The sequence below is a fragment of the Micromonospora sp. AB353 genome (assembly GCF_049538395.1).
In the GTDB taxonomy this organism is placed as follows: Bacteria; Actinomycetota; Actinomycetes; order Mycobacteriales; family Micromonosporaceae; genus Micromonospora; species Micromonospora aurantiaca.
Genome location: NZ_JBMVFV010000002.1, coordinates 136,629 through 155,792, shown reverse-complemented (window position 1 = coordinate 155,792; position 19,164 = coordinate 136,629). Strand labels below are relative to the sequence as shown.

The 19,164-nt window shown below is 76.0% G+C and carries 6 protein-coding genes; all 6 read right to left on the bottom strand.

The annotated features are described in order from the left end of the window. Position 1: 1 nt before the first annotated feature. From ACPCK6_RS01870 to ACPCK6_RS01845, 6 genes are read right to left on the bottom strand one after another with little or no spacing between them, the layout of a single operon-like run. Positions 2-955 (bottom strand): TauD/TfdA family dioxygenase, encoded by a 954-nt coding sequence (locus ACPCK6_RS01870; protein ID WP_396881655.1) that lies wholly within the window; start codon positions 953-955, stop codon positions 2-4. Positions 956-988: 33 nt separating this feature from the next. Further along, positions 989-6,433 carry a type I polyketide synthase gene (locus ACPCK6_RS01865; RefSeq protein ID WP_396881654.1) on the bottom strand — a complete coding sequence of 1,815 codons (5,445 nt, stop codon included), beginning with the start codon at positions 6,431-6,433 and terminating at the stop codon, positions 989-991. Positions 6,434-6,462: 29 nt separating this feature from the next. Next, positions 6,463-9,966 (bottom strand): non-ribosomal peptide synthetase, encoded by a 3,504-nt coding sequence (locus ACPCK6_RS01860; RefSeq protein ID WP_423480157.1) that lies wholly within the window; start codon positions 9,964-9,966, stop codon positions 6,463-6,465. Further along, on the bottom strand, positions 9,963-12,266 hold the full coding sequence (locus ACPCK6_RS01855; RefSeq protein WP_423480156.1) for a lantibiotic dehydratase: 2,304 nt from the start codon (positions 12,264-12,266) through the stop codon (positions 9,963-9,965). Before ACPCK6_RS01855 ends, ACPCK6_RS01860 begins: the two co-directional genes overlap by 4 nt. Then, positions 12,263-15,373, bottom strand: coding sequence for a thioesterase domain-containing protein (locus ACPCK6_RS01850; protein WP_423480155.1), 3,111 nt, complete (start codon positions 15,371-15,373; stop codon positions 12,263-12,265). The genes ACPCK6_RS01855 and ACPCK6_RS01850 overlap by 4 nt, the downstream gene beginning before the upstream one ends. Then, on the bottom strand, positions 15,370-18,837 hold the full coding sequence (locus tag ACPCK6_RS01845) for an AMP-binding protein (protein ID WP_423480154.1): 3,468 nt from the start codon (positions 18,835-18,837) through the stop codon (positions 15,370-15,372). Before ACPCK6_RS01845 ends, ACPCK6_RS01850 begins: the two co-directional genes overlap by 4 nt. Positions 18,838-19,164 lie beyond the last annotated feature (327 nt).

The following is a 19,164-nucleotide window of genomic DNA, read 5'->3' as shown; positions in this document are numbered from 1 at the left end:
GTCAGTTCGCTCCTGCGGTCTCGGGGGTGTACGGCTCGGCCATCGCCACGGCGATCTTGCGGGGACCGGTGAACGGTTCCCGGCCGTGCGCGGCGGTCATGTTGTCCACCACCAGCACGTCGTCGCGCTGGTAGTCGAAGCGGACGGTGGCGGCCCGGTAGGCGGCGCGCAGGTGGTCCATGACGTCGGCGGGGATCTCGCCGCCGTCGCCGTAGTAGGTGTTCGACGGCAGCCCGTCCGCGCCGAACATGGCCAGCAGCCCCTCCTGGTAGTCGGTCGGCAGGGTGCTGAGGTGGAAGAAGGTGGCGTGGTTGAACCAGCGCGGGGTGTCCGAGCCGGGCCGGTGGTGCACCACGTCGCGGACCGCGCGGGTACGCAGGCCGTCCTTGCCGACCCACTCCACGGTGATGCCGTTGTCCGCCGCGTACGCCTCGACCTCGGCGCGGCTCTCGGTGTTGAACACCTCCTGCCAGCGGGTGCCGAAGTCGCCGTGGAAGTTGCGCACGAGCATCCAGCGGCGGCGGATGAACTCCTCGCGGACCGCCGGGTCGATCAGCTCGTACACCCGGCGCACGTCGGCCAGCGGCGTGGCGCCCTGGCTGTCCGGCGGCGTGACGCAGTAGAAGAACAGCGTCAGCGGCCAGCGCGCCTGGTACGAGTTCTCGTTGTGCAGGAAGATCTCCTCGTCCGGCGGGTAGTCGGTCGAGGTGTAGACCCGGCCCTTGATGGAGTGCCGGGGCGAGGAGCGCTCGGTGTAGGTCAGCGGCTCGCCGGCGAGTGCGCGGACGGCCTGGTCGAAGCCGTCCACGCCGCCCACGTCGAAGCCGCGGAACAGCAGCCCGCCGCTGGTGACGAGGGTGTCCCGCAGCTCGGCGCGCCGCGCCGCGATCAGGTCGGTCAGCGCCCGGCCGTCGCTCTCGACGACCACCGGCAGCGTCGTGGTTGTCTCGCTCATGGTGCGGTGTCTCCTGGTTCTGGAGTCGGGGTGTCAGCCGCGGGGCAGCCGCGGGATGGCCGGGATCGCCGCCGGGGCGGCCGGTGCGTCGGCGGGCGTCTCCGCGCGCAGCTCCTCGATCCGGGCGGCCAGGCCGGCCACCGTGGGGGTCTCGAAGAGGCTGCGCATCGGCAGCCGTACGCCTGTCGCCTTGCGCATGGCGGCGATGAGCTGCACGGCCACCAGCGAGTTGCCGCCGAGGGCGAAGAAGTCGTCGTCCACGCCGACGTCGGTGACGCCGAGGCCGTCGCGCCACACCTGGGCGATCGTCTTCTCCAGCTCGGTGCCGGGCGCCGCCGAGCCGCCACCGGTGGCCGCCGTGCCGGCCGGCGCGTCGGTCTCCTCGGCGAGGCTGTCGGTGGTGACCCGGGCCGCGCGGCGCCGGATGTCGGCGACGGTGCGGGTGGTGATCACCACCTGGGCGCCGAGACCGGCGGCAAGGCTACGGCGGAACGCCTCCGCGCCGTCGACGGGGCGGATGTCCTCGGTGACCGGCGCCGCGGCGTCGTCCGCCGCCGGGGACTCGGCCAGGTTGCCGGTGACCGCGTCCTGGTCGACCCGGCGCAGCACGAAGTCGCTGATCGCGACCAGCTCCCGCCCGTCCGGGTCGCGCAGCGACAGGTCGGCGGCGACCACCTCGTCGGTGGCGGCGGGCCGGTGCCGCAGGTGACTGTGGAACGTCGCCGGCAGTGCGCCGCGCACCACGATCCGGCCGTACGACAGCGGCAGGTAGGTGCCGGCGCCCTGGCCGCGGCCGAACGCGGTGGCCACGTCCAGCAGCGCCGGGTGCATGCCCCAGGAGGGCAGGTCACCGACCGCGGCGGCGGGTGCCTGCACCCGGGCCAGCTCCTCGCCGTCGGCGAGGTGGTGCTCGGCCAGCGCCGCCCAGCGCGGCCCGAACGTGAGCATGCTGGTGCGTCCCCGGCCGAACGAGGCGTCGTCGTCGACCCGCCGCCCCGCCACCGCGGGCACGGCGGCCGGCGGGGCCGCGTCGGTGGTCCACCCGGCGGTGCCGCGGACGTGGGTGCGCGCCTGGCCGGCGGCGAGGCTGGCGACGGTGAAGTCGGTGCCGTCCTCGGCCGGGGTCAGCTCGACCCGGTACTGGGCCACGGTGCCGTCCGGCACCGAGAACGGCTCCAGGAACACCACGTCCCGCAGTTCCACCGCGGCGTCGGGCCCCGGCGCGGGCAGCGCGGCGACCACCGCGGCGCGCACCGACTCCAGGTGGGCGGTGCCCGGCACCACCGGCACCCCGCCGATCCGGTGCTCGTCGAGCAGCCAGTGGGTGTCCGCCGAGACCAGGCCGTGCAGCACCGTCCCGTCCGGCCCGGCCACCATCGTGGTGAGCACCGGGTGGGCGACCGCCGTGGTGACGGTGTCCCGCCCGGCGGCCCGGAACGCGGCCGGCGCGGCGGTCTCCACCGCCATGCCGACCTCGGCCCAGCCGCCCCAGTTCTGCGACACCACAGGCGCGCGGAACCCCGTGCCGGAGCGCGCGAACGCGTCCAGGAAGTTGTTCGCCGCGCAGTAGTCGACCTGGCCGAACCCGCCGATCACCGCGGTGATCGAGGAGCAGAGCACGACGAAGTCCAGCGGCAGGTCGCCGAAGACCCGGGCCAGCGCCAGGGTGCCGGCCAGCTTCGGGGCCAGCACGCGCCGCGCCTCGTCGCGGTCCTTCACCTCGGCCATGCCGCCGCCGGGCAGACCGGCGGCGTGCACGATGCCGTCCAGCCCGCCGAACCGGCGCTCCGCCTCGTCGCGGACCCGGCGCAGGTCGTCCGCGTCGGTGACGTCGGCGGCGAGCACCAGCACCTCGGCGCCCGCGGCCTCCATCCGGCGGATCGCCGCGATGGCCCGCCCGGCCCGGTCGGCGCCGCCGTGGACCGCCAGGTGCGCGTCCCACTCGTCCCGCTCGGGCAGCCCGGAACGGGCCAGCAGCACCAGCTTGGCGCGGGCCCGGCGGGCGAAGTCCTCGGCGAGGGTGACGCCGATGCCGCCGAGACCGCCGGTGATCAGGTAGCGGCCCTCCTCGCGCAGCACGCCCGGCTCGTCCTCGGCGTCCACTGTGACCTGCTCGTAGCCGGCCAGCCAGCGGCGGTCGCCGCGCAGCGCCACCTCCGGGTGCTCGGCGTCGACGGGGCTGCGCAGCTCGGCCACCAGGGCGGCGACGCCACGCGCGGCCGGGTCGGTGTCGAGCAGCCGCACGGTCAGGCCGGGCAGCTCCGCCGGGAGCACCCGGGCCAGGCCGGCCAGCGTGGCGTGCTCCGGGCGGGTCAGGTCGTCGCCGCGGACGTCGCCGATGCCGGCGGTGACCAGGTCCAGGCGGACGCCCGCCTCGTCGGCCGTCACACCGGCGCCGGCCAGGGCCTGCACCAGGTGCAGCGCGCCGAAGAAGCCGCGCTCCTGCGCCGCCCAGGCGGCCGCCGCGTCGGTGCCGGCGGGGTCGCCGTCGAGCGCGAACGCGTGCACGATCCGCCGGGGCAGGTCGGCGCCGAGCGCGGCGACCAGTTCCTCGGCGTCGGCGCGTACGCCGGGGCGCAGCCGGAAACCGTTGGCGGTGGCGGTGAACGCCTCGCCGGCGCGTACCTCGACCGGGTCGTCGCCGGCGGCGCGCAACGCGGCCACGAGCGCGTCGCCGCGCGGACCGTCGGCCAGCACCAGGCAGCGGCCCAGCGGCTCGGCGGTGCGGGCCGGCGCGGCCTGCCGCCACACCGGCACCGCGAACCACTCCGGCAGCGGGCGGGGGCCGGTCTCGACCGGTGCCGCCGCCAGCTCCTGCTCCGGGTCCGGGTCGATCCAGTAGCGGCGCCGCTCAAACGGGTACGTGGGCAGCGGCACCCGCCGCGCGTGCGGGTCGGCCGGGACGTTCACCGGCACCCCGGCGCACCACAGCGCGCCGGCCGTGCCGAGCAGCGCGGCCAGGTCACCGGTCTGCTCGCCCGGGCCGGGCAGGCTGCCCAGCGGGGTCAGCGCGCGCTGCGCCTCACCGGCCTTCGCGACCTGCATCCGGGCCAGGTTGGCCAGCTGCCGGCCGGGGCCGCACTCGACGAGCGCCCAGGTGCCCTCGGCGAGCAGCGTCGCCACGCACGCGCCGAAGCGGACCGGGCGGCGCAGGTGCGCGGCCCAGTACGCCGGGTCGGTGGCCTGCGCCTCGGTGATCCAGGTGCCCGTCACGTTGGAGACGAACGGCACCGCCGGGGCGCGCAGCGGCACGGTGGCCATCAGCGCGGTGAACTCGTCCAGGATCGGGTCCATCATCGGCGAGTGGAACGCGTGCGAGGTGCGCAGCATCTTCGACTTGTTCTTGCCGCCGAGGCTCGCCGCGAACTCCTCCACGAGCGCCGTCTCACCGGCGACCACGCAGGTGCCGGGGCCGTTGACAGTCGCCACCGACAGGCCCTCGGGAAGCTTGCCGGTCACCTCCGACTCGTCGAGCGTGACCGCCAGCATCGAACCGGCGGGCAGGGCGTGCATGAGCCGGCCCCGGGCGGCCACCACGCGCAGCGCGTCGGCGAGGTCGAGCACCCCGGCCACCGTCGCGGCCACGTACTCGCCGATGGAGTGGCCGATCATCGCGGCCGGGGTGACCCCGGCGGCCCGCCAGGCGGCGGCGAGGGCGTACTCGACGGTGAACAGGGCGGGCTGGGTGTAGCGGGTCTGCGTGAGCTTGTCCGCCGCCTCCGGGTCGCGGCCCAGGATCAGGTCGCGGATGTCCAGGCCCAGCTCGGGGCGGAGCAACTCGGCGCACTCGTCGACGGCGGCGGCGTACGCGCTGTCCTGCGCGTACAGCTCGGCGCCCATCCCGGCGTACTGCGAGCCCTGACCGCTGAACAGGAACGCCACCCGGGGCGCGGCACCCTCGGCGACACCCCGGTGGCCCTTGCGCCGCTCGCGCAGCGCGGCGGCGGCGGACGCCGGGTCACCGGCGACCACGGCGGCGCGGTGGGCGTACACCTGGCGGCCGACGCGCAGCGTGTGCGCCACGTCGGCGAGCGCCACGTCGCTGCCGCTCTCCAGGTGGCCGGCGAGCCGCCGCACGGCGGTGTCCAGCGCGGTCGCGGTCTTCGCCGACACCTGGAGCAGCTGCGCCGGGCGGGACGGCGGCTCGTGCCGGCCGGCGGCCGGGGCCTCCTCCAGCACCACGTGCGCGTTGGTGCCGCCGATGCCGAAGGAGCTGACGCCGGCGCGGCGCGGTCCGCCGTCGGTGTCCCACTTGGTCAGCGTGTTCGCCACGTAGAACGGGGTGTCGGCGAAGTCGATGGCCGGGTTCGGCGTCTCGTAGTTGATGGTCGGCGGGATCAGCCCGTGCTCCATCGCCAGCACCGTCTTGATCACGCTGACGATGCCGGAGGGCTGGCTGAGGTGGCCGATGTTCGACTTCACCGAGCCGATACCGCACCAGCCGCGCTCGTCGGTGTCCTTGGTGTACACGGCGGACAGCGCGGCGACCTCGATCGGGTCGCCCAGCGCGGTGCCGGTGCCGTGCGCCTCGACGTAGCTGATGCTGCGCGGGTCGACGCCGGCCAGCTCGACGGCCTGGGCGACGGCCTCCATCTGCCCGTCGATGCTGGGGGCGGTGAAGCCGACCTTCCCGGCGCCGTCGTTGTTGATGGCGTTGCCGAGCACTACCGCGCGGATGGTGTCGCCGTCGGCGATCGCGTCGGACAGCCGCTTGAGCAGCGTCACGCCGACGCCGCTGCCCCACACCGTGCCGTTCGCTCCGGCGTCGAACGGCCGGCACCGCCCGTCCGGCGAGGTGAAGCCGTCCATGCCGAGGTAGCCGACGTGCGGCAGCTCGATGTTGACGCCGCCGGCCAGGGCCATGTCGCACTCGCCGTTGCGCAACGCCTCGCAGGCCAGGTGGAACGCGACGAGCGAGGTGGAGCAGGCGGTGTGCACGGTCATGCTGGGCCCGCGCAGGTCCAGCCGGTACGACACGTTCGTGGCCACGTAGTTCGGCGAGTTGCCGGTGGCGAGCGAGACCGCGCCGTGCGGGTTCCCGCCGACGCGCTTGTTGCGGTACACGTTGCGGTGCAGGTACGTGTTGCCGCCGGTGCCGGCGTACACGCCGACCGCGCCGTCGTAGCGGCCCGGGTCGTAGCCGGCGTTCTGCAGGGCGGTGTAGCAGGTCTCCAGGAACAGCCGGTGCTGCGGGTCGGTGATCTCGGCCTCGCGGGCGGTCATCCCGAACAGGCCGGCGTCGAACTCGTCGTAGCCGTCCACCAGCGGGGCACGGTTGACCCAGCCCGGGTCGTCGACCTCCTGCGGCTGGGCGCCGCGGGCGAGCTGCTCCTCGCGGGTCAGTTCGGTCGTCGACTCCACGCCGTCGACCAGGTTGCGCCAGAACTCGTCGACGTCGGCCGCGCCGGGCAGGCGGGCGGCGAGCCCGACGATGGCGATGGGCTCGACGCCGTCGTCGGCCGGAATGTCGTTCTGCATGGGGGTTCCTTCATTCACAAGGGATCGCGTCACGGGTGAGGTCGGCGAGGTGGCGGGGTACGGCGGGCACGTCCCCGCCGGGCGGCGGCGCGCATCGCGGCGCGGGCCAGTTCCGGCCGGTCGGCGGCCCCGTCGAGGCTGGCGGCGAGCGCCCGCACGGTCGGGTGTCGGAACAGGTCGAGCATGGTGATCGAGCGGCCGGTGGCCTCGGTGAGGCGGGCGTGCACGGCGGCCAGGGCCATCGAGTGGCCGCCGATGTCGAAGAAGTTGTCGCTCACGCCGACCGCGTCGCGGCCGAGCACGTCCCGCCAGATCCCGGCGATCAGCTCCTCGGTCGCGGTGAGCGCGTCCGACCCGGCGGGCAGCGGCGCGCGGGCCGGTTCGGCGGTGGCGACGCTCATCGCGCCGAGCGCCGCGACGCGTACCGCCGGGCGGGGCAGCTCGGGCGCCACCTCGGCGGCCGGGACGTCCGGGTCGGCGGCGAGCGCGCCGACCAGGGCGGCCAGGTCGGCCAGGAGCGCGTCGATCCGCTCACCGGTGAACAGGTCCGGGTTGTGCACCACCTCGACGCCGGCCCGCCCGTCGCGCTCCACCACGTAGACGGTCAGGTCGAACGGCGACCCGGGCTTGGGCACCGGCACCGGCTCGACGGCCAGGCCGGTCAGCTCCAGCCGGGGCGCGACGAAGTTGAGCACGTTGAACAACACCTGCACCAGCGGGGCGCGGGAGGTGTCCCGGCCCACGCCGAGCGCCTCGACGATGCGTTCCAGTGGCGCGCCCGGGTGGGCGGTGACCTCGTGCAGTTCGGCGGCGGCCCGGTCGACCTGCTCGGCGAAGCTCGCGCCGCCGGAGCGGACCCGCACCGGCACGGTGTCGATGAAGAACCCGATCACCTCGTCGAACGCGGCCAGCCTCCGGTCCGCGACGATCGCGCCGAGCACGTGCTCGTCGCCGCCGGTGACCCGCCGCAGCAGCTCGCCGAACGCGGCCAGCAGCACCGCCGCGACAGTGGTGCCGCGCCGGGCGGCCAGGTCGCGTACGGCCCGGTCGGCGGTCTCGTCCAGCCGCACCGCGGCCTCCGCGCCGGCGTACGTCTGCACGGCCGGGCGGGGACGGTCGCGGGGCAGGTCCAGCACCGTGGGCGCGCCGGCCAGGTGCGCGGCCCACCAGGCCAGGTCCGTCTCGCCCCGGCGCCGGTCCCGGTCGGCGCGCCACACCGCGTAGTCGGCGTACGTGGCGGGCAGCGGCGGGCGGCCCGGCACGGACCGGCCGAGCGCGCGGGCGTACGCGAGCGCCAGCTCGTCGTAGAGCAGCGCCTCGGACCAGCCGTCGAAGACCGCGTGGTGCACGGTCACCGCGAGCACGTGTTCCTCGGCGGCGAGCCGGTACACGGTCACCTGCCAGGGCGGGCCGGTGGCCAGGTCGAACGCGTGCCCGGCGCCGGCCGCGAGCATGCCGGCCAGTTCGGCGTCCGGGTCGGCGGCCCCGGTCAGGTCGACCACCGGCACCGCCACGTCGGTGGGTTCCTCGCGGACCGCGTACGGCACGCCGCTGTTCTGCGGGATGCGCCAGCGCAGCACGTCGTGCCGTTCCGCGACGGCCCGCAGCGCGGCACCGAGCGCGGTGACGTCCAGCGGCCCGCGCAGCCGGTGCGCGACGGCGATGTTGTACGGCGCGCTGGACGGGGCGAGCTGGTCCATGAACCACAGCCGCCGCTGCGGCGGGGACAGCGTCGGCGGGTTTCCGGTGGTGAGCCCGTCGGCGTCGGCGGGGTCGGCGGCGCGGACCCGGTCGACGAGCGCGGCGAACGTGCGGTCGGCGAAGAGCACCCGCGTGTCCACCTGCCGGCCCAGTTCCGCGCGCAGCGCGGCGACCAGGCGCATCGCGGCGATGGAGTTGCCGCCGGCGGCGAGGAAGTCGCTGTCCGGGGCGGGCGCGGCGCCGAGCAGCCGGGTCCAGACGCGCCGGACCGCCGCCGTCACCGGGTCGTCGTCGGCGGACGCGTCGGCCACGGCGGCCGGGCCGGCTGCGGCCAGTTCGCGCAGCGCCGGCCGGTCCAGCTTGCCGGTGGTGGCGCTGACCGGCAGTGCGTCCAGCCGCATCGTCCGGGCCGGCAGCATCGCGGTGGTCAGCCGCGTCGCCGCGTACGCCCGCAGCTCGTCGTCGTCCGGCGCGCCGGCCGGGGTGAGGAACGCGATCAGCTCGGTGCCGGCCGGGCCGGGCACCGCCTCCACCGCGACGCGCTCGACGCCCGGGCAGGCGGCCAGCACCGTCTCGATCTCGCCCAGCTCGATGCGCTGGCCGCGCACCTTCACCTGCCGGTCGGCGCGGCCGAGGTAGACGATCCGGCCGTCCGGGCCCTGCCGGACCAGGTCACCGGTGCGGTAGAGCCGCTCGCCGGGTGCCTCGCCGAACGGGTCGGGCACGAACCGCTCGGCGGTCAGGCCGGGCCGGTTCAGGTATCCGTCGGCCAGGCCGGGCCCGCCGATCAGCAGCTCGCCGGTCTCCCCCGCCGGCACCGGACGCAGGTCGGCGTCGACGACGTATGCCCGGTGGTTCGGCAGCGGCCGGCCGATCGGCATCGGGTCGGTGTCGGCCGGGGTGAGGTCGCAGGTGACCGCCAGCACGGTGGTCTCGGTGGGGCCGTAGCCGTTGAGGAACCGGCGGCCCGGCGCCCAGCGGGCGACCAGTTCGGCCGGGACCGCCTCGCCGCCGCAGAGCAGCACCCGCCACGACGGGAACCCGGCCGGGTCCAGCAGCGACAGCACGGTCGGGGTGATGAAGCCCCAGGTGACCTCGTGCGCGGCGACGAACCGGGCCAGCCGTACCGGGTCGGCCCGGTCGTCGGCGCCGAGCAGCTGCACCGCGCCGCCGAGCGTGAGCGGCACGAACAGGTCCATGGTGGCCGCGTCGAAGCCGAGCGAGGCGATGCCGAGGCTGCGGACCGACGTGTCGGCGCCGGTCAGCGCGCTCACTCCGGTGACGAACTCGACCGCGTTGCGGTGGGTGGTCAGCACGCCCTTGGGGCGGCCGGTGGACCCGGAGGTGAACAGCACGTACGCCGGGTCGCCGGGGCGGGCGGGGCAGGGCAGGAGCGGGGCCGGGCCGGGCAGGCCGAGCGCCGTCACGCCGGGCTCGTCGCCGAACTCGGCCGCCGCCGCGTCGCCGACCACCACGCGGACGCCCGCATCGCGGGCGATCCCGCGCAGCCGGGCCCGGGGGCCGCCCGGCTCCAGCGGCACGTACGCGGCGCCGGCGAGCAGCACGCCGACCACGGTGACCACCAGGTCGGGGGTACGCGCGCCGCACACGCCGACCCGGTCGCCCCGGCCGACGCCGTGCTCGCGCAGCGCGGCGGCCACCCCGGCGGCCCGGTCGACGAGCTGCCGGTAGGTGAGCCGGGTGTCCCACTGGCGCACCGCCACCGCGTCCGGGGCGCGGGCCGCCTGCGCGGTGATCAGGTCGGCCAGGGTGGCGTCCGGCCACGGCAGGTCCGGGCCGTGGACGGCGCTGACGGTCAGGGTGTCGGTCACCGGGTTGCTCCAAGGTGCTCGGCCGGGTCGGTGATCTGGAGGCGCAGTTCGCTGACGTAGCCGCGGCCCCGGGCGTCGGGCACCCACGCGTCGGTGGGTGCGGGCAGCAGTTCGGAGACCACCACCGGCACGTCCGGGCCGGTGCGCAGCGCGGCGTCGACCATCGCGCACAGCGACTGCGCGTACAGCGGGCCGGTCAGGTCCACGTAGCAGGGTTTGATCTCGGTGCCGACCTTGACGAAGACCCGCTCGGGCAGGCCGGTCTCGGCGCGCCAGCGGCGTACCGCCAGGTAGCGGGCGGTTTCGTCGGCGTGGCCGCCCAGCCCGCACGCCCCGGCCGTGGTGCGCCAGGTACGCCGGGCCACGACCAGCCGGTCGATGGTGATGCGGGGCGTGTACGCGGCGGCGCCGAGCAGCTTGAACGCGTCGAGCAGCAGCGAGCCGAGCAGCGTGGCGAACACCTCCATCAGCGGCCAGCGGGCGCCGTCGGGGAAGACCGCGGTGAGCTGGTCGCCGGTGCGTTCGACCAGCACGGCGGTGGCCGGGACGAGGCGGTCCACGTCGGCGCCGTGCGCGGTGTCGATGCCGAGCTGGCGGTCCGCCGGGCCGGTCAGCGCGTACGTGGTGCGGGTGGTACGACGGGGGAAGCTGTCCGGCCAGAGCACCCGCAGCCGGACCGGGCCCAGGTCGGCGTCCAGGTCGGCGCGCAGCGCGGCCGGGTCGGGGTGGAACGGGCTGAGCACCGCGCTGTCGAACGCCACCGAGGCCGGGTGCAGCTCACCGAGCACCAGCAGGAAGTCGCCGCGCTCGACGGCCTCCGGCGAGGCGGCGCTGAGCTGCACGTCCGGGTTGTGCAGCCGGGCCGACGGCCAGCCGGGCCGCGTCGCCGGGAACAACTCCCGGGCCCGCTCGGTCAGGTCCGCGGCGCGCAGCCGCAGTTCCGCCTGCCCCTCGGGCAGGTCGGCCAGGCCGAACAGCTCGGCCCAGCGCGCGGTGAGCTTGGCGCCGGCCCGGCCGATCGGGCCGTCGGGGGCGACGAGCGTGCCCTGGGCCAGCAGCCACAGGTCGGCCAGCCGCACCGGGCCGTCGGCGGCCAGTTCCTCGTGCAGCTCGGTGAAGAGTTCGCCGCAGCGGGAGGCCACCTCGCCGGTGAACCAGCGGGCGGTACGCAGCACCACCGCCATCGGCTCGGCGAGCGCGTCGAGCACCGCCGACCCGATGCGGAACTCCAGGTCGCGGGCGGTCTCCTCGTAGCAGACGGTGCGGGCGGCGTACATCTGCCCGCTGTGCCGGGTGGCCGGGCGCCCGGTGACGGCGGTGAACTCGGCGTTGAGCGCGGCGAGCGCGGCGCCGAGCCGGTCCGGGTCACCGGCTGCGGCGGCCACCTCGTCGCGGGCGGCGCGCAGCCGGCCGAACTCGGCCGCCGTGGCGGCGCGGACCGGCTCGTCGCCGATCGCGGCGATCCGCGCTTCGAGCACCCGCTCGGCGTCCGGCGCGATCGGCAGGTTCGCGCCCCAGCTGAGCTGGCCGCGCTCGACCCAGCGGTCGAGCAGCAGGTAGACGTCGTCGGCGCCGTGCACCTCGCCGGCGTCGCACAGCCGCTGCGCCAGTTCCGCGGCGGGCGTCCGCCCGTCGCAGGCGCCGAGCACCAGCGCCTCGACCGGGGTCAGCGCGATCGGCGGGTGCAGCGGCCAGCGCAGTTCCCGCCCGGCGACGGTCAGGTGCGGTTGCAGGGCGGGCGCCCACCAGCGGCGCACCGCGAGGTCGTCGGCGAGCCGGTCGGCGTATGCGATGAGCGCCCACGCCTCGAAGTACACCCGCCGCCGGTGCACCAGCGCGTCGCCGGGCGTGGTGTGCACGCCGGGCCGGGTGGCGTCGAACGTACCCCAGCAGACCGGACCGAAGAAGCCGATGGTCTCGGCCTTGCCGCAGTAGCGCTGCCAGTAGCGCAGCAGGCTCAGCTCGCGCTTGCGGCGGCGCACGTTGCGGACCTGCGGGTCGGTGCGCAGCAGCCCGTCCAGCGCGATCAGCATGTCCGGGTTCTGCCATGTCACCGCCTCGCGCAGCAGCGGGTCGGCGGCCAGCTCACCGGCTACCGCGGAGGACTCGGCGAACGCATCGGCCAGCGCCTTGCCGAACACCTCGGTGCCGGTGTCGCCGGCGAGCAGCGCGTCCGCGGCGGCGGCGCAGTCCGGCGCGGCGAACCGGTCCAGCCCGGCGGCCGGGAAGCCGGCGGTACGCAGCACCACGTCCCGCCACACCGACCAGCCGGTGTCGCGCAGGGGCAGCAGGTGGCTCACCGGTGGTCCTCCCGCCCGGCGTCGGTGATGTGCAGGCGCAGCTCGCTGAAGTAGCGGCGGCCCGCCCCGTCGGGCACCCACGCCTGCTCCGGCGCGGGCAGCATCTCGCTGACCGTGAACGACACGTCGTCGCCGCCGTCGACCCGGGCGGCGCGCACCATCGCGCACAGCGTGGTGGCGAACGCCGGTGCGGACAGGTCCACGAAGCACGGCTTGGTCTCGGTGCCGAACTTGACGTACACCTGCTCGGGCAGGCCGAGGCGGCGCCGCCAGTCCCGGACGGCGAGGAAGCGGTCCCGTTCGCCGTTCGGGACCGCGAGGCCGCTCTCGCCGACTGTGGTCCGCCACGTCTGGCGGGCCAGCACCAGCCGGTCCACGGTGATCCGGGGCGTGTACGGCGCGGCGGCGACCAGCTTGAACCCGTCCACGGCGTGCGCGCTGAACGGCTCGGCGAAGATCTCGGCGAGCGGCCAGCGCTGCCCGTCCGAGGCGGTGGCGACCAGCTCGCCGTCCACCTCGTCGACGACCAGGTCGACTGTGGGCAGCACGCGGGCCGGGTCGGCGCCGGGCGCGTCGAGGAACGCCAGGTGCCTGTCGGTCGGTCCGGTCAGCGACTCGGCGGTGCGGCTGGTCCGCCGCGGCCAGTCGGCCGGGAACAGCAGCCGGACGCGCCGCTGCCCGAGGTCCGCGGCGAGCGCGTCGCGCAGCCGTTCCACGTCCGGGTGCGACGGGGTGAACACCGCGCAGTCGAACGACGACCAGGCGGCGTGCAGCTCGCCGAGCACCACCGTGTAGTCGCCGCGCCGCAGCGCGTCCGCGTCGGTGGCGCAGATCTGCAGGTCGGGGCTGTGGATGGCGGCGTTGGACCACTCCGGACCGTCGCCGGGGAACACCGCGTCGATCCGGCCGGCCAGGTCGGCGGCGCGCAGCCGTACGTCGGTGGTGCCGGCGGGCAACGTGTCCAGGCCGAACAGTCCGGCCCAGCGGGCGGCGAAGTCCGCCGCCACCACGTCGACCGGCCGTTCCCCGTCGCCCCAGAACATCCCCTGGGCCAGGAACCACAGGTCGGCCAGCGGCACCGGGGCGGCGGACTCGGCGCGCAGTTCCTCGTACAGGCCGCGCAGCACGTCCAGGTAGGCGCGGGCGAGCGCGTTGGCCAGCCAGCGGGCGGCGCGCAGCAGCACGTCCAGCGGGGCGGCCAGTCCGGCCAGCAGCGGCGCGCCGAACACCACGTCGAGGTCGCGGGCGCTGTCCTCGTAGCAGACCGTGCGGCCGGCGTACATCTGCCCGGCCCGCCGTACCGCGGGCACGCCGGTCAGCTCGGTGAACGTGGCGTCGAGCGCGTCCAGGGCGGTCCGCAGCCGGTCCGCGTCACCGGCCGCGGCGGCGACGTCGTCGCGGGCGGCGCACAGCCGGTCGAACCCGGCGCGGGCGGCGGCGCGGGCCGGCTCGTCGCCGATCGCGTCGATCCGGCCGGCCAGCACCCGCTCGGCGTCCGGGCTCACCGGCAGGGCCGCGTCCCAGGTGATCAGTTCCCGCTCGACCAGCCGGTCGAGCAGCGCGTATCCGTCCTCCGGGCGGCGCAGCCCGATCGCCGGGTCGGCGACCAGGTCGGTGGCGGCGCGCCGGCCGTCGGCCGCGCGCAGCAGCGCGGCCTCCACCGGGGTCAGCGTCAGCGCCGGCCGGCCGGGCCGCAGCACGTCGCGGTCCCGGACCGCCAGGTGGGCCCGCAGCATCGGCGGCCACCACCGGCGCACCGCCAGGTCCGCGCCGATCCGATCGGCGTACGCGGACAGCGCCCACGACTCGAACCACACCCAGCGCCGCCGGGTCAGGCTCTCGCCGGGGTTGACCCGGGCAACCTCCGGCTGCGCGGGATCGACTGTGACCCAGCAGCTGGGGCCGAAGAAGCCGACGGTCTCGTTCTTGCCGCAGTAGCGCTGCCAGTACTTCAGCAGCCCCCGCTCCCGGTCGCGGCGGCGTACGTTGCGGGCCGCGTCGGCGCCGCCGCGCACCAGCCCGTCGAACGCCACCAGCGCGCCCCGGTTCTGCCAGGTGACCGCCTCGCGCAGCAGCGGGTCGGCGGCCAGCTCACTGAACCGCTGCGCACCGGCGCGCAGCGCCTCCTCGAACTCCTTGGTGAACCGGTCCTCACCGGCGCCGGTGGCCAGCAGCTCGTCGGCCGCGGCGGCGGCCCGGGGCGCGGCGAACAGCTCCAGCCCGTCGGCCGGGAACCCGGTGGTCCGCAGCACCGCGTCGCGCCACACCGACCAGCCGGTGTCGCCGAGCGGAACCCGGTGCGCGGCGCCGGCGGTCCCGCGGCCGGCGGCGCGCACCGGGTCCGGACCCGCGTCCGGCGTGCCGGGGCGGGTGTCGGTGGGCGCGGCGGTCAGGTCGGCCCGGATCAGCGCGGCCAGCTCGGTCAGCCGGTCGTGCAGGAAGAAGTGCCCGCCGTCCAGCTCGTGCAGGGTGAACCCGGCAGCGGTGTGCTCGGCCCAGGCGGCACTCTGGTCCCGGCTGACCGCCCGGTCGGTGCGGCCGGCGAACACGACGATCGGCACCGGCAGCGGCTCGCCCGGGATGTGGCGGTAGTCGTCGACCCGGCCGAAGTCGGCGCGCAGCAGCGGCAGCAGCAGCTCCACCAGCTCCGGGTGGTCGAGCAGCTCGGCGGGCAGGCCGCCGCCCTCGCCGAGGCGACGCAGCAGCTCGTCGTCGCCGGCCCGGGACAGCCCGTCGAACGGGCCGGGCGTGGCGACGTGCGGGGCGCGGGCGCCGCCGACGTAGAGCCGCAGCGGCAGCGGGCGGCCGGTACGGCGCAGCTCGCGGACCACGTCGAAGCCGAGCCGCCCGCCCATCGAGTGGCCGTAGATCGCGTACGGGCGGTCGGCGCGGGAGGCGATGGCGTCGGCCACCTCGGCGACGCTGAAGCGCGGGTCCTCGGTGATCCGGTTCTCCCGGCCGGGCAGTTGCACCGGCACCACGTCGACGCTCGCACCGAACTCGGCCGCCCAGCGCCGGAACGCGCTGGCGCCCGCTCCGGCGTAGGGCAGGCAGAACAACCGCACCGGCGCCTCGGGTCGGCTTCCGGCGGAGACGAACCAGTTCACCGCGGACCTTTCTGCACGGGGTCGATCCAGTGCCGGCGGCGCTGGAACGGGTAGGTGGGCAGTCCGGTGCGCCGGACCGTGCCCTCGGGGTGCAGCGCGTGCCAGTCGACGTCGCGCCCGGCGACCCACTCGGCTGCCGTCTCGCGCAGCGGCCCGCCGTCACCGGCGATGCGGGCGCCGGTGTCCAGCAGCACGTCCAGCGCGGACAGCGCGGCCGGCAGGTCGGCGGCGACCACCGCCGCCCGGTGGGCGAACGCCCGCCGGCCCAGCGCCAGCGTGGCGGCCACGTCGGACAACGCCGGGGCGGCCCCGGCCAGGTGGCCGCGCAGGCGGGCCAGCGCGGCCCGCAGCGCCGCCGGGGTACGCGCGGAGACCGGCAGCAGCCACGGTCCCTCGCCGGGCGGGTCGGCCGGGTCGGCGGGCGGCGGCTGTTCCACCACGACGTGCGCGTTGGTGCCGCCCAGGCCGAACGCGCTGACCCCGGCGACCCGGCGCGCGTCGTCCGGCCAGTCCCGCGCCTTGGTGGGCACGTAGAACGGTCCGGCGGCCAGGTCGATCTCCGGGTGCGGGCGGGTGAAGTGCAGGTTCGGCGGGATCACCCCGTGCCGGACGGCCAGCACCGTCTTGATCAGCCCGGCGATGCCGGCCGCGGCGTCGAGGTGACCGATGTTGGTCTTCACCGAGCCGAGCGCTGTGGACTCGGCGGGCGCGGCGCCCGCGTACACCTCGTGCAGCGCCGCGACCTCGATGGCGTCGCCCAGTGGCGTACCGCTGCCGTGGCCCTCGACGAAGCGGACCTCGCCGGGCGCGACCTCGGCGGTGGCGAGCGCGCCGGCGACGGCGGCGGCCTGTCCGGCCGGGCCGGGCACGGCGAAGCCGGCCCGGTCCGGGCCGTCGTTGGTGACCGCCCAGCCGGGCAGGATCGCGTAGATGCGATCGCCGTCGGCCTGCGCGTCGGCGAGCCGGCGCAACGCCACCACGCCCGCGCCCGAGCCGAACCCGGAGCCGGCGGCGCCCTCGTCGTAGGCGCGGCACCGGCCGTCGGGCGACGCGAGCCCGCCCGGCGTGGCCCGGTGCCGGGGCCACATCACCGTGGACCCACCGGCCAGCGCCAGGTCGCACTGGTAGTCGGCGAGGCTCTGCGCGGCCACGCACACCGCGACGAGCGAGCTGGAACAGGCGCTCTGCACGGCCATCGCCGGGCCGGTCAGGCCGAGCCGGTAGGCCACCTGACCGGGCAGGTGGTCGGTGAACTGGCGGCCGACGAGCCGGGCCTCCCAGTCGTCCGGGTCGACGTCACCGACCACCGCCGGGTTGTCCATCAGGTGGAACAGGAAGTAGCGGTTGGCCGAGGTGGCGGCGTAGACGCCGACCAGCCCGGGGAAGCGCTCCGGGTCGTGCCCGGCGTCCTCCAGCGCCTCCCAGGCGGTCTCCAGGAACAGCCGGTGCTGCGGGTCGGTACGGGCCGCCTCGTCGGCGGCGAAGCCGAAGAACTCGGCGTCGAAGTCGGCCACCCCGTCGAGCCGGCCGGCGGCGCGGACGTGCCGGGGGTCGGCGCGCAGGCCGGGACCGACGCCGAGCGCGGCCAGCTCCTCGTCGGTGTGGTCGTGCACCGAGTCGACGCCGGTGCACAGGTTCCACCAGAACGTCGCCACGTCGGGCGCGCCGGGGAACCGCCCGGCGACGCCGACCACGGCGATCTCGTCGCCGGTGTACTCGCGGGCGGCGCGCACCGGCGCGGCGGGGGCGGGCAGCACCGGGGCGCGGACCGCCTCGGGCGGGGCGTCCAGCAGCGCCGCCTGGGCGGCGACGGTCGGGTGGTCGAACAGGCGCAGCATCGGCAGGCGTACGCCGAACCGCTCGGCGAGGCGCTGCTGCACCTGGCCCAGCAGCAGCGACTGCCCGCCGACGTCGAAGAAGCTGGCGGTGCGGGCGACCGCGTCGCGGCCGAGCACCGCGCACCAGATGTCGTGCACGGCGCGTTCGGTGTCGGTGGCCGGTGCCTCCTCGGCCGGCACCTCGGTCACCGGGCCGGGCAGCGCCCGTTCGTCGACCTTGCCGGTGACGGTGAGCGGGAACTCGTCGACCACCACGACCGCGCGGGGCACGGCGTAGTCGGGTAGCGCGGCGGTCAGCGCCGCGTGCAGCGCCGCCGGGTCCGGGCGGGCGCCGGCCGGGCGGGCGTACGCGAGCAGTTCGCCGTCGCGCACGATGGCGCGGACGCCCGCGACGCCGGGCTGGGCGGACAGCACGGCTTCGATCTCGGTCAGCTCGACCCGGTGGCCGCGCACCTTGACCTGCCGGTCGAGCCGGCCGAGGCAGACCAGTTCCCCATCGGGCAGCAGCCGGCCCAGGTCACCGGTGCGGTACGACCGCAGCCCGTCGGCGTCGACGCCGAACCGGTCGCTGTCCTGGTTGAGGTAGCCGGGGGCGAGGTGGCGGCTGCGGACCACGATCTCGCCGGTGTCCGGGGCGAGGTCCAGCCGGTAGCCGGGGAACGCGACGCCCACCGGCAGCGGCCCGCGGGCATCCGGGTCCACCTCGGACAGCGGCTGCACGTGCCGGGCGGCGAACGTCATCTCGGTCGCGCCGTAGCCGTTGACGAGCACGCACTCGGGGGCGAACCGGTCCCGGCCGCGGGCCGCGTCGGCCCAGGTGGCCTGTTCGCCGCCGAGCAGCACCGCCCGCACCGTGGGCAGCGGGCGCGCGCCGAGCGTGTCGAGCAGGAAGCGGTAGACGGTGGGCGTGCAGTGCAGCACCGTGGCGCGGTGCCGGTCGAGCTGCTCGACGGCGTACGCGAGCCCGTGGCGGCGCAGGTCGACCGGGACGACGGCGGCGCCGGTGAGCAGCGCCGGGTAGAGGTCGGGGATGGCGGCGTCGAAGCTGAACGACGCGAGCAGGCTGAGCCGGTCGTCGGGGCCGACACCGAGCGCGGCGATCTGGTTGTCGACGACGTGGGCGAGGTTGCGGTGGGTCTGCCCGACCGCCTTGGGCACGCCGGTGGAGCCGGAGGTGAACAGCACGTACGCGAGCGCGTCCGGGTCGGCGGGGGCCGGGCGCAGCGCCGCCGGCGGCACCTCGTCCAGCGGGACGACCGGGCGCTCGCCGGCCAGTGTGGAGGCGAGGTCGCGGTGCTCGGCGGCGCAGGCCACGGCGGTGACGCCGGCGGCGTCGACCATGTGGCGCAGCCGGGCGACCGGGAAGCCCGGATCCAGCGGCACGTACGCGCATCCGGTCGCGAGGGCGCCGAGCATCGCCGCCACGGTCGGTGCACCGTGTGCGGTGAGCAGCGCGATCCGGTCTCCGGCGCGCAGGCCCGCGGCGGCGAACACGGCAGCGTGCCCGCCGGCCGCCTCGGCCAGCTCGGTGTAGGTGACCTCGTGGGTCTCACCGAGAAGTGCCGGACGTCCGCCGTGTACCGCCGAGATCGCGCCGAAACGATTGATGATCATCGTCTCCGCCATGTCAGGATGCGGGTCGCGCTCCACAGAGGGCAGGCAGGCAGCAATCGACGAATGTGATCATTGATCCCCCCCAGGACTTCACATTGGAAGCAGAATATGGCTCGATTCCTGCGCCGGAAGAGCGGCGATGAGGCTCGAGCCGAAGAGGGGACGGCACCTTGGAACCTCGGACGGAGGAATTCGTCCGATCATCCCTCTAGCGCGTAGACGATTTACAGCGTAGGTGACCAGCAACAAGTTATTTTACGGTGAAAATACTTCCAGGCCGTGGAATCTTCACCGCAGACGGCCTCGGTGCCGCAGCTCGACCCGGGTCGCGGGGAGCCT

Bases quoted from the DNA above. Each gene is read 5' to 3' on its own strand.
- ACPCK6_RS01870 (WP_396881655.1), bottom strand. From the start codon at position 955: ATGAGCGAGACAACCACGACGCTGCCGGTGGTCGTCGAGAGCGACGGC.
- ACPCK6_RS01865 (WP_396881654.1), bottom strand. From the start codon at position 6,433: ATGCAGAACGACATTCCGGCCGACGACGGCGTCGAGCCCATCGCCATC.
- ACPCK6_RS01845 (WP_423480154.1), bottom strand. From the start codon at position 18,837: ATGGCGGAGACGATGATCATCAATCGTTTCGGCGCGATCTCGGCGGTA.